The following is a 15,356-nucleotide window of genomic DNA, read 5'->3' on the forward strand; positions in this document are numbered from 1 at the left end:
GGTCGTGGGCCTGGTGGTGCCGCACGACCCGGGGTTCGCCCTCGCCAACGACCACCTGATCCGCCTCATCGCAGGCGCGGAGCAGGAGCTGGCCGCGCGCGGCTACGGGCTGCTGCTGTCCACCCGTGAGCCGTCCGGCGGCGCAGCCTCCGCCTATCGCCGCTTCGACCGGCGGCGCCTGGTCGACGGGCTGCTCGTGGAGGCGGGCGCCGGGGTGCGGGCACTGCCGGAGCTGGTCGCGCTGGGCTATCCGGCCGTGGTGATCGGCTACGCCGAGGACGCCCTGACCATGGTCCACCCCGACGACGAGGGTGGCGCCTACGCCGTCACCCAGCACCTGCTCGCGCTCGGGCACCGCCGGATCGGCGTCGTCAACGGGCCGCCGGAGAACCGCCTGGCCATGGCCGCCCGCATGCGCGGCGTCGAGCGCGCGTTCCGCGACGCGCGGCTCGGGCTGCCCGCCGAGCTGACCGTCCACGGGGACTTCACCGCCGAGTCCGGGTACGGCGCCGCCGCGCGGCTCTTCGACCACCCGGAGCCGCCGACCGCCGTCTTCGCCTTCAACGACGGCATGGCTCTCGGCGTGTGCCGGTGGCTGCGGGAGCACGGACGTGCCGTACCGGGTGAGGTGTCGGTCGCGGGATTCGACGACACCTCCGCCGCCGCGCTGTCGGATCCGCCGCTGACCAGCGTCGCGCTGCAGAGCGTGGACCTGGGACGGCGTGCCGCGCAGATCCTGCTCGACGTGCTGGAAGGCAGGCGGCCGCCCGGGGACAGGACCGTGATGGCCAGCAGGCTCGTCGTGCGCGCGTCCACGGCGCCGCCTATGATATGACCGCAGCGTCCGGACGAGACAACGTCGGCACCACCGCCTGAGCGTCGCGGACCGGAAGGAGCCAGACCCAGGTGAGCACGCCCAGCGCGGGAGGTGCCGGGCCGCGCCGTCCGACCATGACTGACGTCGCCCGGCTGGCGGGCGTCAGCCTGAAGACTGTCTCGCGCGTGGTGAACAACGTGCCCACGGTCGACCCCGAGCTGGCCGAGCGGGTCCTGGCCGCGGTTTCCGAGCTGGGCTTCCGGCGCAACGACATGGCCAGAAACCTGCGCGCGGGCAGCACCTCGGCGACCGTGGGCCTGCTCATCGAGGACCTGGCGAACCCGTTCTACGCCGGCATCGCCGCGGCCGCCGCGCAGTACGCCCTCGAACACGACACCATGCTGATCACGGCCAGCTCCGAGGAGGACGCCGAGCGGGAGCGGGCCCTGCTGCTGGAGATGTGCCAGCGGCGGGTCGACGGCCTGCTGGTGGTCCCGGCCGCCGACGCCGATCACGTCTATCTGCGCCCGGAGATCGAGCGCGGCATCCCAGTGGTCTTCCTGGACCGGCCGCCGCGCAACCTGCTGGCCGACACCGTCCTGATCGACAACGCGGCCGGGGCGCGGCAGGCCGTCGAGCGCCTGGTGGCCGCCGGGCACGAACGCATCGGCGTCATCTCCGACTGGCTGAGCATCTCCACGATGGCCGACCGGCTCGCCGCCGCAGAGCAGGCGCTCGAGCAAGCCGGGGTGCCTTACCGTGCCGACCTCGTCAAGTACGGCCTGCACACCGTGCCCGACGCCCAGGCCGCGGTCGCACGGATGCTCGACGGCCCCGAGCCGCCCACCGCGATCTTCGCCCTGAACAACCGGCTGACACTCGGCGCGCTCGGTGCGCTGAACGGCAGGACCGAGCCGGTCGAGCTGGTCGGCTTCGACGAATTCGAGACCGCGGGCTTCGTCCCGTGGCGGCTGACGGTCGTGTCCTACGACGTGCGCGAGATCGGCCGGATGGGCGCCGAACTGCTGTTCAGGCGCATCGCCGGAGACCGATCACGGCCGCGGAAGGTCGTCGTTCCCACCGAGCTCGCGGTGCGCAGCGCGGGCTGAGGCCGCTGACCCGTCGACGTTACGGGGGTGCGTCGAACTCTAGACAACGTTGTCTCGCCGTCGTTATGGTTCCTCCAGCCCCCCGAGAGGAGCGACGATGGCGGACCTCGCCGACCTACGTTGGCTATGGACCGACGATAGTGCCCTTCACCTGCACGGACTCGCCGTCACTCGGCTGACGCCCGGTCCGGCGCCCCTCCTGTCCCCCGGCGGTTCCTTCGTGGTCGTCGGGTCGGATTCTGAGACAACGTTATTACGCCTGGATGTCGCGCTCGGCGGTGCCGTCGGGTTCTGGCATCCCGGAGCGGGCTGGGACCGGCACCTGGAGGCGGACTGGATGAGCGGCTGGCGCACTGTCGGCCTCGTCGACTCGGTGCCGCTGGGCTGCCTCTACGACGATTCGGGGCGCTCAGTCCTCGGATTCGCCGCGGACCGCCTCGTCCCCGATACCCGCGTCCGGTTCGGCGTCAGGGAACGCGACGGACGGTTCGGCGTCTGGCTGGCGATGGATCTGCGTTCCGACGATGTCTGCCGCATCCGGATCGCGGCCCCGGGAGCGGCGTTCGGGGAGACGGTGCGATCGCTGACGCGCTGGCAGTCGGGCTCCGCCGCTCTCCCGGTTCCCGAGGCGGGACGCGTTCCGGCGTATTCGACCTGGTACTCCTACCACCAGGAAGTCCGCGCCACCGCCATCGAGGCGGAGGCCCGGCTCGCGGCCGAGGCGGGCTGCGGGCTCCTCATCCTCGACGACGGGTGGCAGCGTGGCGCGCACGGCGGCGGCTACGCGGGCTGCGGCGACTGGGAACCCGATCCGGAGAAGTTCCCCGACTTCGGCGCGCACGTCGCGACGGTGCACGAGCTCGGCCTGAAGTACCTGGCCTGGATCGCGCCGCTGCTCCTCGGCGACGACAGTGCGGCCCGCGGCCGGCTCGCCGCCTTCGCGCCGCACGCCGTGCCGCGGTGGCGCTGCCACGTCCTCGACCCCCGGCACGAGGAGGTCCGGCGCTTCGTCGTCGACACCTGCGTAAGGTTCGTCGACCGGTACGGCCTGGACGGTCTGAAGATCGACTTTCTCGACGCGGCCCGGGTGTACGACGACGTGGGAGAGGCGATGCGGACCCTGCTCACGGATCTGCGCGACCGGCTGCGGGCCATCCGCGGCGCGGACCTGCTGATCGAGTTGCGCCAGCCGTACACCGGCCCGGCCATGCGGGAGTTCGGCAACCTGCTGCGCGCCGGCGACTGCCCGGCCGACGCGGCCGCGAACCGCGTGCGGACCCTGGACCTTTCCGCTGCCGGTCGGGAAAGCGCTGTCCACTCGGACATGCTCATGTGGGATCCGCGGGCGACGCCCCAGGTCGCGGCCCGCCAGGTGCTCTCGGTCCTGCATGCCGTACCGCAGATCTCGGTCAGGCTCGCTGACCTGCCCGCGGACCACCGCGCGATGACCGCCTTCTGGCTGGCGTTCTGGCGGGAGTACCGCGACGTTCTCATGCTCGGCGCCCTGGACGCGGGACGGCCCGACGAGCTCCATCCCGTGGTCATCGCGAGCGATGCCGCGCGGGCGGTGATCACCTACCACGCCCGCGGCCGCGCGGCCTCGGTGGACCCCACCCGGTTCGCCGAGATCGCCGTGGTCAACAACACCGGCGCCGAACGCGTCCTTCTCGACTTCACCCGCCCCGCCGCGGTCCGTCTCGACCTCTGGGACACCTGCGGCACCCCGGTCCGCTCCGACACCGCGCGCCTGGAACCCGGCCCGCGGTGGCTGGCCGTCCCCCCGTCCGGCCTGTGCCTGATCAAGCCGGTCTGACCCGCTCTGGAGGCCCGACCATGTCCGATCCCCAGCACTTCACCCGTCGTCAAGTCATGCGGTACGGCACCGCCACCGCCATCGCCCTGGCCTGGTCGAGCCCCGCCACGCGGGCATCGGCCGACACCACGGCAGCGGCCGCCCCGCCGCTGGTCGAGGTCAACTACGCCGACCCCACCGGCCTGTACCCGATCGGCCAGGCGGGCACGGCGTCCCCGGTGCTGACGGTGACGTTCAACAGCCCGGCCGCGCTGAGCGGCACCATCACCTGGGCGATGTCGGCCCGCGGCACGAAGGAGGTCGCCAAGGGCCAGACCGCCTTCACCGCGCCCGCGGGGCAGGCGAGCACGACCAGCATCCCGCTGGGCGCTTTCGGCCCCGACTACTACGCGGTCGCGGTCACGGTCACCAACGCGGCGGGCTCGAAGCTCCTCGATGAGACGCACGGTCTCGGCGTGCTCCGCCCGACGATCCAGGACGCACGCCCCGGCTCCTGCTTCGGCATGGGGATCCGCGGCGAGTCCTCCCCGCTGGTCACCAAGCGGATCGCGCAGCGCATGGGTGTGAAGTGGACGCGCGGGGTCCTGTCCGTGCTGCCGGACGTCGTCTCCCCCGGACCCGGCAGGTTCTGGGGGCAGGCGGACATCGACAGGGCGCGCGCCGAGGTCCTGGAGTGGCGCAGCTACGGCATCGAACCCACCGGGTTCATCAACTACAACATGTCGTGGAACGTCCAGCCGGGCCCCGACGGCAAGCCGCTGCGGCCGCACCAGAACCGCCCGAAGGACATGGTGGCGCACGCGGACATGGTCTTCCACGCGATCGCCCCCCTCCAGGACCTGGTCAAGAACTGGGAGGTGTGGAACGAGCCGTGGGTGCACGGCTGGGCCTGGATGACCGGCGACGCCCAGGACTACCGGGACATGACGAAGCTGATCTGGGACCGGGTCAAGCCGCTCTACCCTGACGTGAACCTGATCGGCGGCGGCTCGGTCTCCTACAACCGCGACATCGTGTACGCCAAGGGCTCCAAGGACACCGGCTACATGGACGGCTCGGTCAACCACGCCTACGGCTATCCGGACGCCACGCAGTACGCGATGGCCAAGACCCAGATCAAGATGGACAAGCTCTGGTCCAGGACCGGCGGCCGGGCCGGGCAGTGGCAGACCGAGCTGGGCACCGCGACGAAGTACTCCTTCCCCGACCTGCCGCCCGAGCAGGCCGGGTACGGCGTGGCCAGGACGCTCGCGCCGACGTATCTGCTGCACATGCTGGCGGGGGCGGAGGAGGACTCGCCGATCCGCATCTTCTGGTTCTCGCTCTGCTACGACAAGGGGTACTCCGGCCAGGAGTTCAACATCTACGACATCCAGACCAAGAGCCCGCTGCCCGCGGTGGTCGCCTACGCCACGATGACGGCGCTGCTCGAGGACTGCGAGCTGCTCACCGAGCTGTACCCGAAGGCCAGGTCCACCTGGGGGTTCCTGTTCGAGCACGCCGGCGGCCGCGGGCGGGCCGCGCTCTACGCCGACCAGCTCTTCGACGGCACCATGGAGCACCCCGAGGCCGGGCACAAGGGCACGCTGAGGCTGACGGACGCCCGCGGCATCCGGGTCTACGACTACCTGGGCGGCCGGCTGTTCGACGGCAAGGCGGAGCACGCCACGCTGGAGCTGTCGCCGTGGGAGGTGCTGTACTTCGACAGCGACCTGAGCCCCGAGGAGCTCAAGGCCGCGCTCACCACCGGCGCGGAGTTCGCCTACGACACGCCGCTGCAGATCACGCCGCTGCCGTTCACCAAGCCGGTGAGCCGCGACAGCACCATCGACGTGCGCGTCGAGAACCTCTCCCCGCACACCGTGCACGCCGACCTCCGCATCACCCCGCCCGAGGGGTGGAAGGCCGACCATCGGACAAGCGCTGTCCCGAACCTGGAGCCCGGCGAGGCACGGGTCGTGAAATTTCCGGTCATCTCCGTGCGGGTGGATCCGAAGAACCGCTACACCGTCGGCTTCGAGGCCACGATTCCCGCCAGGAACGGCTTCCGGCAGGAGGGGTCGCGGGCCGTGCAGGTCGCCTACGCCCCGTTCATGGCGACCCCTGGCCAGTGGGACGGGGTCATTCCGGTGACCATGACGGCGGGCGCGAAGGAGTACGCCCTCCAGACCGCGTGGGATGCCGACTTCCTGCATGTCAGGGCGCGGATCGAGGACGATCTGCAGGTGTCGAACGACCCGTTCGCGGTCAACGGCTACCTGTTCCCGTTCAAGGCCGACAGCATCCAGCTCGCCTTCGACGCGCTCAAGGACAAGACCGAAGACCTGCTCGCCGGGGACCCGCACTACGACAAGGCGCTGAGCTCGATCTCGCACCTGTTCGTGGCGACGCTGGCCAAGGGCGGCGTGCCCGAGCTGCACCGCCAGCTCGCCCCCGGCACCAACTACCAGACCTACTACCCCACCAACGCGCCCCTCCCGACGCCGCTGGGAACGATGACCGCACAGGAGGGCCGGATCCAGGTCACGCGGGACGAGGCCGCGAAGGTCACCACCTACGAGGTCTCGCTGGCCTGGGACCAGCTCCCCGAGCTGGCCGCCGCGGTCAAGGCACTGCAGGAGGGCCAGGCGCACGAGGCGACCATGGGCGTCCAGGTGCAGGACTCCGGGACCGGCGGCGCGGGCACCACGTACTGGACCGCGCAGAACGAGGCCCCAGCCTCCGGCTGCTACAACTTCGCCCCCTTCTGGGGCACCGGCGCGCAGTACACCGGCGGACGCGTCGACACCCGCTGGGGCATGGGCCGATGATCGACCTCCCGAACCCGCCCTGGGCGGACGGCTCCGGCCTCCGCATCACCGGCGTGCGGACCATCCTCACCGCCCCCGCCGGGACAACGTTGGCCGTGGTCCGTGTGGACACCAGCGAACCCGGCCTGTACGGCCTCGGCTGCGCCACGTTCACCCAGCGTGCCAAGGCCGTCCGCACCGCGGTCGACGAATACCTGGCGCCCCAGCTCATCGGCCGCGACCCGGCCGACATCACCGACATCACGGGCACGCTGCACGTCAGCGGCTACTGGCGCTCGGGACCCGTGCTCAACAACGCGCTGTCCGGGGTGGACATGGCGCTGTGGGACATCAAGGGCAAGGTCGCGGGGTTGCCCGTGTGGCAGGTGCTCGGCGGGCGTTGCCGTACGGCGGTGCCTCTCTACGCCCACGCCGCCGGGGTCGACGCCATGGCGGTCGCCGAGGAGGTGCGGGAGTTCCTCGAGGCGGGCTACCGGCACGTGCGCTGCCAGGTGGCCGTGCCCGGCGGCGGCACGTACGGCGCGCCCAGCACGGCCGGAGCTCCCAACATCTGGGACCCCGCCGCCTACCGGCGCACGGTGCGCGGGCTGTTCGAGCACCTGCGGAGCGAGCTCGGCCCGGAGGTGGAGCTGATCCACGACGTGCACGAGCGCGTGCACCCCTCCGAGGCGGTACGGCTGGCCAAGGAGCTGGAGCCGTACGACCTGTTCTACCTCGAGGACCCGGTGGCGCCGGAGGACCTGGACTGGCTGCGGGCAATCCGCGCCCAGTGCGCCACGCCGATCGCAATCGGCGAGCTGTTCGTCAACCCGGCCGAGTACCGGCCGGTGGTCGCCGAGCGGCTGTGTGACTTCGTCCGGGTGCACATCTCCGCGATCGGCGGCATCACCCCGGCGTGGCGGCTGGCGAACCTGGCCGAGGCGTTCGGGGTACGCACCGCCTGGCACGGCCCCGGCGACGTCTCGCCGATCGGTCACGCCGCCAACCTCGCGCTGGACCTGGCCGGCCCGAACTTCGGCATCCAGGAGCAGCACCTGTTCGGCGAGCGGGTACGGGAGGTCTTCCCGGGCTGCCCCGAGATCCGCGACGGCCACCTGTGGCCGAGCGACCGGCCCGGGCTCGGCGTCGACCTCGACGAGCGCCTGGCCGAGAAGTATCCCCCGGCCGCCACCTCCGCCTGGCGGCCACCGCGGAGAGCCGACGGCGCTCTCCAGCGGCCGTAACCCCCCAAGGAGCATCTCCCATGAGAACCCGTCTGCCGGTCGCCGTGGCGATCGCCCTCACGCTCGCCGGATGCACCACCGGCAACTCCTCCTCCGCGCCCAAGACCACCACGCTGGTCGTCGCCCAGTGGACGAACCCGGGCGCCATCGAGTTCGTCAAGCAGCTCAACGCCAAGTTCGAGAAGGCCCACCCGGGCGTCACCGTCAAGCTGCAGAGCACCGCGACCGCCAACGGCGCGTGGGCCCAGCTGTCCAACAGCCTCCTGCAGGCCAAGTCGGTGGACGTGCTGGCCAGGTTCGCCCCCACTCAGGGCGGCTTCCCGCCGGAGTTCACCAAGATCCAGCCCGCCGGCGCGGCCGCGCTCATCACGGCAGGCCAGCTCACCGACCTCAAGGATCAGCCGTTCATGAAGAACTACGACGCGGCCACGCAGGCCGCGGCCGTGGGCTACAAGGGCGGCGTCTACGGGGTCATGGCCGCGAGCTATGCCGCCGCCGGGGCAGTCTGGTACAAGAAGGACCTGCTCGCCCAGTACGGCATCGCCGTACCGACCACGTTCCAGGAGTTCCTGGACGCCTGTGCCAAGCTCAAGGCGGCGGGCAAGACGCCGATCTTCCTGTCGGGCAAGGTCGGCATGCAGGGCGGCATCTGGCAGGGCATCGAGAACCAGCTCATGATGAAGGGCCGCAAGGCCACCGAATCCGTGCAGATCTCCGCCGACCGCGCGAAGGCGTTCTGGGACGGCACCCAGAAGTGGACCGACCCGATCTACAAGGAGGTCGGCGCCCGCTACGCGAAGGTCATGCAGTACGTCGTGCCCGCCGCCTCGGGCATCGACCAGCAGACCGCGCCCGGCGTGTGGGCGGTGAAGACGGACGACTACCCCTTCCTCGTCGACGGTTCCTGGGACGGCCTGACCATCCAGCAGGCCAATCCGAAGCTGAACCTCGGCTTCTTCACCCTGCCGGGCACCGACGACGCCGCGGCCAACCGGGTGGCGTTCAAGCCCGACCTCACCTGGGTCGTCCCTGCCTCGGCCCCGCACAAGGACCTGGCCATGCAGTGGCTGGCGATGTTCTCCGAGCCGGAGAACTACCAGCAGTGGCTCAAGCTGACCGGCTCGCTCTCGACGCAGCCCGCGCTGCAGAACACCGGGCTGCCCTGGATGGACTGGCTGAACGCGCACGGCGCCGACTCGTTCACGCAGCTGACCCCGCCGTGGGTCCCGGCGGGCGCGCCGCTCGACGCCGCCGGCCCCGACTTCTACAAGCTCGCGCCGATCGGCCCGGACGGCCTGGAGGCCATCCTGCAGCGCTCGGCGTCCGCCTACAGCAAGTCGGTAGGCCGATAACGTGGCTGGTAGTCCCTTCGGAACCCGGCGTACCCGGCGGTGGATCCCGTGGGCGAGCATCGCGATCCCCGGGATCGGGTGGCTGCTGTTCGGGCTCTACCCGTCGCTGGCCACCATCGGATACTCCTTCACGCAATACTCCGGGATGCCGGGCACGCCGCTCAACTTCTGCGGGCTGTGCAACTACACGACGGCGTTCACCGCGCTGTCTGCGCAGGTGTGGGATTCTCTGAAAATCACGCTGATCTACGTGATCGGCGTGACTGTGCTGCAGAACCTCGTAGGCCTGGGGCTGGCGATGCTGCTCAACCGCCCCGGGCGCTCGTACACGTTCTACCGCGCGCTGATCTTCATGCCGCAGATCTTCTCGGTCGCGGTGGTCGGTACGGTGTTCGCGCTCATCCTCGACCCGGTCACCGGCCCTGCCGAGACGGTGTGGCAGACGGTCTTCGACAGCACGACGGCGTTCCTGGGTGACAGCACGCTGGCGCTGCCGCTGGTGATGCTGGTCAACATCTGGATGTTCGCCGGGTACTCGATGCTGATCTACATCGCGGGCCTGCGGAACATCCCGAGGCCGGTGTACGAGGCGGCGGCGCTGGACGGCGCCGGCCGCTGGCGGGCGTTCCTGCACGTCACGTGGCCGCTGCTGGCCCCCGCCACCACCGTCAACATCTTCCTGACCGCGATGGGCGCGCTGGGCGAGTTCGCGCTGATCCTCGTGCTGACCGGCGGCAACTTCGGCACCAAGACGCTGGGGCTGTACATGTTCGACTCCGCGTTCGGCGGCACCAGCCAGCTCGGCTACGGCTCGATGCTGGCGATGCTGCAGTTCGTCCTGACCCTGGTGATCGGCGGCACGCTGCTGTTCACGCTGCGCAGGCGGGAGATCCAGCTGTGAGGGCGACGGGCCGCAACCTGCTCTGCTTCGCGATCGCGGCGCTGCTGTTCGCGGCGCCGCTGGTCTACATGTTCCTGCAGTCGTTCAAGACGTTCACCGGCTTCCTGCAGGACCCGACCGGGCTGCCGCACCCGTGGACGCTGGAGAACTTCGGCGCGGCCTGGACCCAGGGCGACTTCGGGCGCCAGATGGTCAACAGCCTCATCTACGCGGTCATCCCGGACACGGTCACGCTGATCCTCGGCGTCTTCCTGGCGTTCCCCGTCTCGCGCGGCTACTTCAAGCGCTCCAACGCGGTGTACGCCTTCTTCGTCTTCTCCGGCTTCCTGCCCGGCGGCCTGATCCCGCTGTTCATCGAGGCGCAGGCGCTGGGCCTGTACAACAGCATGCCCGGCTACCTGATCCTGACCAGCCTGTCCGGCGCCGGTTTCTTCTTCTTCGTCGGCTACATCAAGGGCATCCCGAAGGAGATCGACGAGGCGGCGGCGCTGGAGGGCTGCGGCTACATCCGCTTCATCTTCACGATCATCATCCCGCAGATGAAGCCGGCGCTGGCGACGTTCGCCATCTTCGGGTTCGTGCACGCCTGGAACAACCTGATCCTGCCGCTGGTCATGCTGTCGGACCAGCAGCTGTGGCCGGTTACCCGGGGGCTGTACTCCTTCTTCGGCGAGCACACCCAGAACTGGCCGCTGATCGCCGCGGGCACGTTCATCGTCGCGGCGCCGATCCTGCTGCTGTTCGTCGTGCTCCAGCGGCATCTGGTCGAAGGGGTCGCGGGGGGCGCGGGGCTCGGCACCCGGGGGGTGGCGAGGTGACGGTGTTCACGGTGCGGGACGTGATCGGGCATCCGGAGTTCGCCTGGCCGCGGACGCTGCTGCGCTACCCGGTCCGGGATCCACGGCCCGGGGAGCTGCGGCTGATCGACGACGCCGGGCAGGCGGTGCCATACCAGACAACCGGGGACGGGATCTGTTTCTTCGCCGACGGGCAGACCCGTTCCTACACGCTCTCCCCCGGGACTCCGGCGCTGCCGGACAGGCCCGTGCGGGTGGAGGTCGCGGATGACCACGTCGTCCTCGACAGCGGTCTGTTGCGAGTACGGTTGCCCGTCTCGCAGAGCGCCGACAGCGTCGCCCCCGGGCCGGTGATGGCGTGGGATCGGGGACGCGGTTGGGTCGGGCGGTCCGAGGTCCGCGGCGGTGTCCAAGGCGTCGAGGCGCGGCTGGTCGAGAGCGGCCCGCTGTTCGCGGACTACGAGATCGTCTACCACTTCGCCTGCGGCGGGCGCTACACGGTGACGGTCCGCTGCCTGCAGGACTGCGACTGGGCCCAGTTGTCGGAGGAGATGACCGGGCTCGACGCCGCCTGGGAGCTTTCGTGGACCGGCTGCTCCCCCACGCACCGCTTCTCCTCGGTCTGGCCCGGATCGCAGGAGTTGCGGAGCCCGGAGGCGTACCGGTGGCCCGGCATCGACGAGCCGCTGACGATCGGCGACAGTGGCGAGGATCCGAACTTCTCGGGGCCGGGCCGTACCGAACGACCGGAGGAGGACTTCCTGTTCACCCTCGGCCCGTACGCGCCGAGCTTCGCGTGGAACGTCCGGCCGCACGCCGCGTTCTGGGACGACAGGACCGGGGACGCCATGGGCGTCTTCATCCGCGATCACGCGCGGTGGGACGACCGCGCCTACGCCTCCTGGGCCTCGTCGGACCTGCTGCAGGTCCGGTTCCGGTACGAAGAGGGCGTCCTGCGCTGGACGTGGCCGTTGCGGGAGGGGACCCGCGTGACCGGAGTCGCCTTCTACGACCGCGAGCGGCGTCGCCGGGCCACCCCGTTCCAGAACACCTACGCGCGCGACCTGCACCACTGGCAGGGCACGCTCAGCCTGGACCGCGTCAAGGACTGGAACCTCTCCTACGACGGCAGGCGTCCCTCACGGGTCGCCGCGGAGGGCGAGTTCAAGACCGCCGAGGAGTTCCTGGCCGCGCTGTTCGAGGGCGAGGAGGGCCCCCGGCTGATCGCGCGCGGCGTCAACGACCATGCCGGGTATCTCAATATCGGGCAGCGGCCGCTCTACGACCGGTTCCTCGACGGCTACGACCGGCTCGCCGGCGGGCTGGGACCGGAGGATCGCCGTCGCGTGGACGCGCTGCTCCTGCTCACGGCGTATGTGTCGGCGCAGGAGGAGATGACGCCGACGCTGCGGATGTTCGGCGGGCACCCCAACTTCCTGGCTGACGGGAAGGCGGCGCTGGCCTGCCTGGCCTGGTTGTTCCCCGAGCACGAGGCCGCCGCCGGCTGGCTCGACCAGTTCGAGAAGGTGGCCGAGCTGGCCGCGCGCTTCCACACTCGGCCCGCGTGCCCCGGCGTGGAGGCGTCGGGAGGGCGGTGGACCGAGAGCCTGTCCACCTATGTCTGGGCGTTCCTGCGGCCGATGACGCTGGGCAACGCGCTGGCCCGGCGCAGCGACGGGCGCAACCGGCTGGCGACGCCGGAGTTCGCGGCGATCGGCGAGTGGCTGGTCGACGCCCTGACGCCGCCGATCCTGACCTCCGAGAGCGGGCCACTGCGCATGCATCCCGCGCAGGGCGCGCACGCGTTCTGGCCCCGGCGGCCCCCGATCGAGATGCGGCTGCTCGGCGAGGCGTTGCGCAACTACCGGCCGCTCGTGGCCGAGCACCTGCTGTGGGGCAGCGACGACGCGGCCAAGCACCTGGACAGCCATCCGGGGGCTCCGGATCCGTGGCGTCCCCTCGTCGAGACCGCGGGGAACGGCGGCACGAATCCCCGGCTGCGCAGCTCCAAGTACACCGGTTACGGCATCACGATGCGGGCCGACGTGGACCTGCCCTCCGAGGTGGCCGTCTTCCTCCAGCAGGTCGACCACGGGCCGAACTACCGCTGGGGCATCGCCGACGACAACGGCTCCGGGCACCTATATTACTACACCGCCGGGCACTCCTACAGCGGCCACGGGCCCGAGGACGCGGGTGACCGGCGGGTCCCCGACGCCACGTTCGCCACGTCGTGCGCGGTGTGGAAGGACGGCGCGTTCCGTTCGATCGGGCAGAACACGCTCGACCGGCCCTTCCACGACCTGGGCTGGGCGCAGTTCGCCGAGATCGTCCCGCATCCGTCCAGCCCGGTGGCTCAGGAGTATCTGAGCCGCGGCGTGCTGCTGATGGGGGCCGACTACATCGTCACCCACGATGCTTTCACGCCCAACCAGCGCACCGTCTGGACCTGGTCAACGCTGACACGGCCCACCGGGCACGACGCGAACAGCTTCGACCAGCCTTCCGACCGCATGCCGTACATCCATCTCCTGCAGGGCGACGAGATCGTGACGCCGACTTCGCGGATCCTGCGGGTGGAGGGCGGCGACGGCGACATCATGGCGATCGTCAGCCACCGCGACGACCTCACCGTGGACGCCACCGCCCGGGGGGCGCGCATCACCACTGCGCATGGCGTGGACCACGTCGTTCACCACGACGGCGAGGTGAGCGCCATCCGGACGTGGAACGACGGGCGGCGGCAGCTCGCGCTGTTCCGCGGGACGGTCATCGGCACCGACGAGGTCACGCTGACCACCGGGGACGAGGAGCTCGGCATCAGCCTCGACTACCGGGAGCCGCGCGCGATCGAGGGCACCTATGCCGCACGGCGACCGGTGACGGTGAGGCTGCGCGTGGCGGGCGGCCTGGGCGGCGCGCGGGTCTTCGTCGACGGCGTCACCGCGCGGACCACCCCGGTCGGCGGCGAGGAGGTGTCCATCGAGCTGCCCGAGGGACAGCACCGGTGGGAGCTCACCCAGGGCACGCCCCGCCCGCTCCCCTCACGCGTGCTGCGGACCGAGAACGTCAGCGGTGGGTGCATCGTGCACTTCACAGGCTCCGCGGACTCCCATGACATCCAGCTCAGCACCGACGGCGGCACGACGTGGGAGACCGCCGGCTCCGCCCGGCAGAGCCCGTTCACGCTGGGCGGCCTGGCCAACGGAGCCAAGTACCACGTGCGCGTCATCGCGGGCGACGGCGAGCCCGGCCCTGACTACCCGCTCTACGTGACCTCCGATCCTCCCTCGGCACCCGACGGGCTCAAGCTCCGGCTGGCGGACGGCAGGGTGACCGCGACGTGGGGCGAGGTGCTCGGCGCGAGCCGGTATCGCCTCTACCGGCGCCGCGCAGGCGAGGCCGCATACCGCGAGGTCTTCGCGGGGCTCGCCTTGACGACCACCGAGGACGTGGACGGCGTGGTCCCAGGCCTGGCCGAGCCCTCATCCGGGGAGCTGCCCGCGAACGTCACGGTCTTCGAGTACGCCGTCGCCGCCGAAAACGGCAACGGCATCGGGCCGCAGTCGCCCCCGGTCGACACCGATCCCCGCAGCCGGCGGCACTGGGAACCCCCGGTCGGGGACGCGTTCCGGCGTCAGCACACCTACAACCGGCCCCCGTACACCCCGGATCCGGTGACGCCGGCGCACTATCCGGAAGGCCGCTGATGGCGCGACGGATCCTCGTCACGGGGCAGCCGGTCGCGTCGGAACGGCGCTCCGCCCGCTGCTGGCCACCGAGCGCTTCGACATCGACGGGGCCGACGCCTACGACACCGCCGATCCGCTGCTCCACCGCGTCGGCGGCGGATTCTGCACCATGCCACTCGGCTGAAAGGAACTACCTTGCTGGAGAACTCGGGGAAGGTCGCGCTGGTGACCGGGGGGTCGAGCGGCATCGGCCGGGCAACCGCGGAGCTGCTCGCGGCCCGTGGAGCCGCCGTCGCGGTCAACGGCCTGGAAGAGATGGACGCCCACGCCACGGTCAGAGCCATCACCGAGGCCGGAGGCAGGGCGGTGCCGGTCGCCGGCGACGTCAGCGACGCCGCGGCGATGGAGGAGGCGGTACGCGCCACAGTGGCGGCGTTCGGCCGGTTGGATGTGCTGGTGACCTCGGCGGGCATCCAGCGCTACGGAACCGTGACCGACACCGAGGAGAAGCTCTGGGACGAGGTGTTCGCGGTCAACGTCAAGGGCGTCTACCTGGCCGCCCGCGCGGCGCTTCCCCAGCTCCGGCGCAGCCCCGCCGGGGCGATCGTCGTGGTCTCCTCCATCCAGGCGGCCGCGGCGCAGGCCAACGTCGCCGCATACGCCGCGGGCAAGGGAGCCCTGGGGGCGCTGGTCCGCTCGATGGCCGTCGACGAGGCGCGGTACGGCGTGCGGGTCAACACGGTCAGCCCCGGCTCGGTCGACACACCGATGCTGCGCGAGTCGGCGCGGCTGTTCGGCGACGGCAGCCCGGAGGGCGTCGAGCGGACGCTCGCCGACTGGGG

The 15,356-nt window shown here is 71.0% G+C and carries 10 protein-coding genes; all 10 read left to right on the forward strand.

Going from position 1 to position 15,356, the window contains the following annotated elements; genetic code table 11:
* The coding region (locus tag AB0J09_RS34755; RefSeq protein ID WP_360700241.1) for a substrate-binding domain-containing protein at window positions 1–835 on the forward strand (835 nt) is incomplete at its 5' end.
* A gap of 116 nt (window positions 836–951) precedes the next feature.
* Complete coding sequence (locus AB0J09_RS34760; RefSeq protein WP_360700244.1) at window positions 952–1,926, forward strand: LacI family DNA-binding transcriptional regulator; 975 nt, start codon at window positions 952–954, stop codon at window positions 1,924–1,926.
* Window positions 1,927–2,023: 97 nt separating this feature from the next.
* Window positions 2,024–3,739 (forward strand): glycoside hydrolase family 36 protein, encoded by a 1,716-nt coding sequence (locus AB0J09_RS34765; RefSeq protein ID WP_360700246.1) that lies wholly within the window; start codon window positions 2,024–2,026, stop codon window positions 3,737–3,739.
* 20 nt (window positions 3,740–3,759) lie between these two features.
* On the forward strand, window positions 3,760–6,549 hold the full coding sequence (locus tag AB0J09_RS34770) for a hypothetical protein (RefSeq protein WP_360700249.1): 2,790 nt from the start codon (window positions 3,760–3,762) through the stop codon (window positions 6,547–6,549).
* Complete coding sequence (locus tag AB0J09_RS34775) at window positions 6,546–7,772, forward strand: enolase C-terminal domain-like protein (RefSeq protein WP_360700252.1); 1,227 nt, start codon at window positions 6,546–6,548, stop codon at window positions 7,770–7,772. The genes AB0J09_RS34770 and AB0J09_RS34775 overlap by 4 nt, the downstream gene beginning before the upstream one ends.
* 20 nt (window positions 7,773–7,792) lie before the next feature.
* Window positions 7,793–9,124, forward strand: a complete 1,332-nt coding sequence (locus tag AB0J09_RS34780) for an ABC transporter substrate-binding protein (RefSeq protein ID WP_360700255.1) — start codon at window positions 7,793–7,795, stop codon at window positions 9,122–9,124.
* 1 nt (window position 9,125) lies between these two features.
* The gene (locus AB0J09_RS34785; protein WP_360700258.1) at window positions 9,126–10,025 is read left to right on the forward strand and encodes a sugar ABC transporter permease; all 900 of its coding nucleotides are present in this window, start codon (window positions 9,126–9,128) and stop codon (window positions 10,023–10,025) included.
* A complete protein-coding gene (locus AB0J09_RS34790; RefSeq protein ID WP_360700261.1) occupies window positions 10,022–10,843 on the forward strand; it encodes a carbohydrate ABC transporter permease in 822 nt (273 codons plus the stop codon). The genes AB0J09_RS34785 and AB0J09_RS34790 overlap by 4 nt, the downstream gene beginning before the upstream one ends.
* On the forward strand, window positions 10,840–14,532 hold the full coding sequence (locus AB0J09_RS34795) for a fibronectin type III domain-containing protein (protein ID WP_360700264.1): 3,693 nt from the start codon (window positions 10,840–10,842) through the stop codon (window positions 14,530–14,532). The genes AB0J09_RS34790 and AB0J09_RS34795 overlap by 4 nt, the downstream gene beginning before the upstream one ends.
* A 177-nt stretch (window positions 14,533–14,709) precedes the next feature.
* Window positions 14,710–15,356: SDR family oxidoreductase (locus tag AB0J09_RS34800; RefSeq protein WP_360700267.1), on the forward strand; the 647-nt coding region annotated here is incomplete at its 3' end.

The organism is Nonomuraea sp. NPDC049784 (assembly GCF_040659615.1).
GTDB lineage: Bacteria > Actinomycetota > Actinomycetes > Streptosporangiales > Streptosporangiaceae > Nonomuraea.

Excerpts from the sequence above, each read along its gene's own strand:
- AB0J09_RS34760 (WP_360700244.1), top strand. The coding sequence starts at position 952 with ATGACTGACGTCGCCCGGCTGGCGGGCGTCAGCCTGAAGACTGTCTCG.
- AB0J09_RS34780 (WP_360700255.1), top strand. The coding sequence starts at position 7,793 with ATGAGAACCCGTCTGCCGGTCGCCGTGGCGATCGCCCTCACGCTCGCC.
- AB0J09_RS34770 (WP_360700249.1), top strand. The coding sequence starts at position 3,760 with ATGTCCGATCCCCAGCACTTCACCCGTCGTCAAGTCATGCGGTACGGC.
- AB0J09_RS34775 (WP_360700252.1), top strand. The coding sequence starts at position 6,546 with ATGATCGACCTCCCGAACCCGCCCTGGGCGGACGGCTCCGGCCTCCGC.
- AB0J09_RS34765 (WP_360700246.1), top strand. The coding sequence starts at position 2,024 with ATGGCGGACCTCGCCGACCTACGTTGGCTATGGACCGACGATAGTGCC.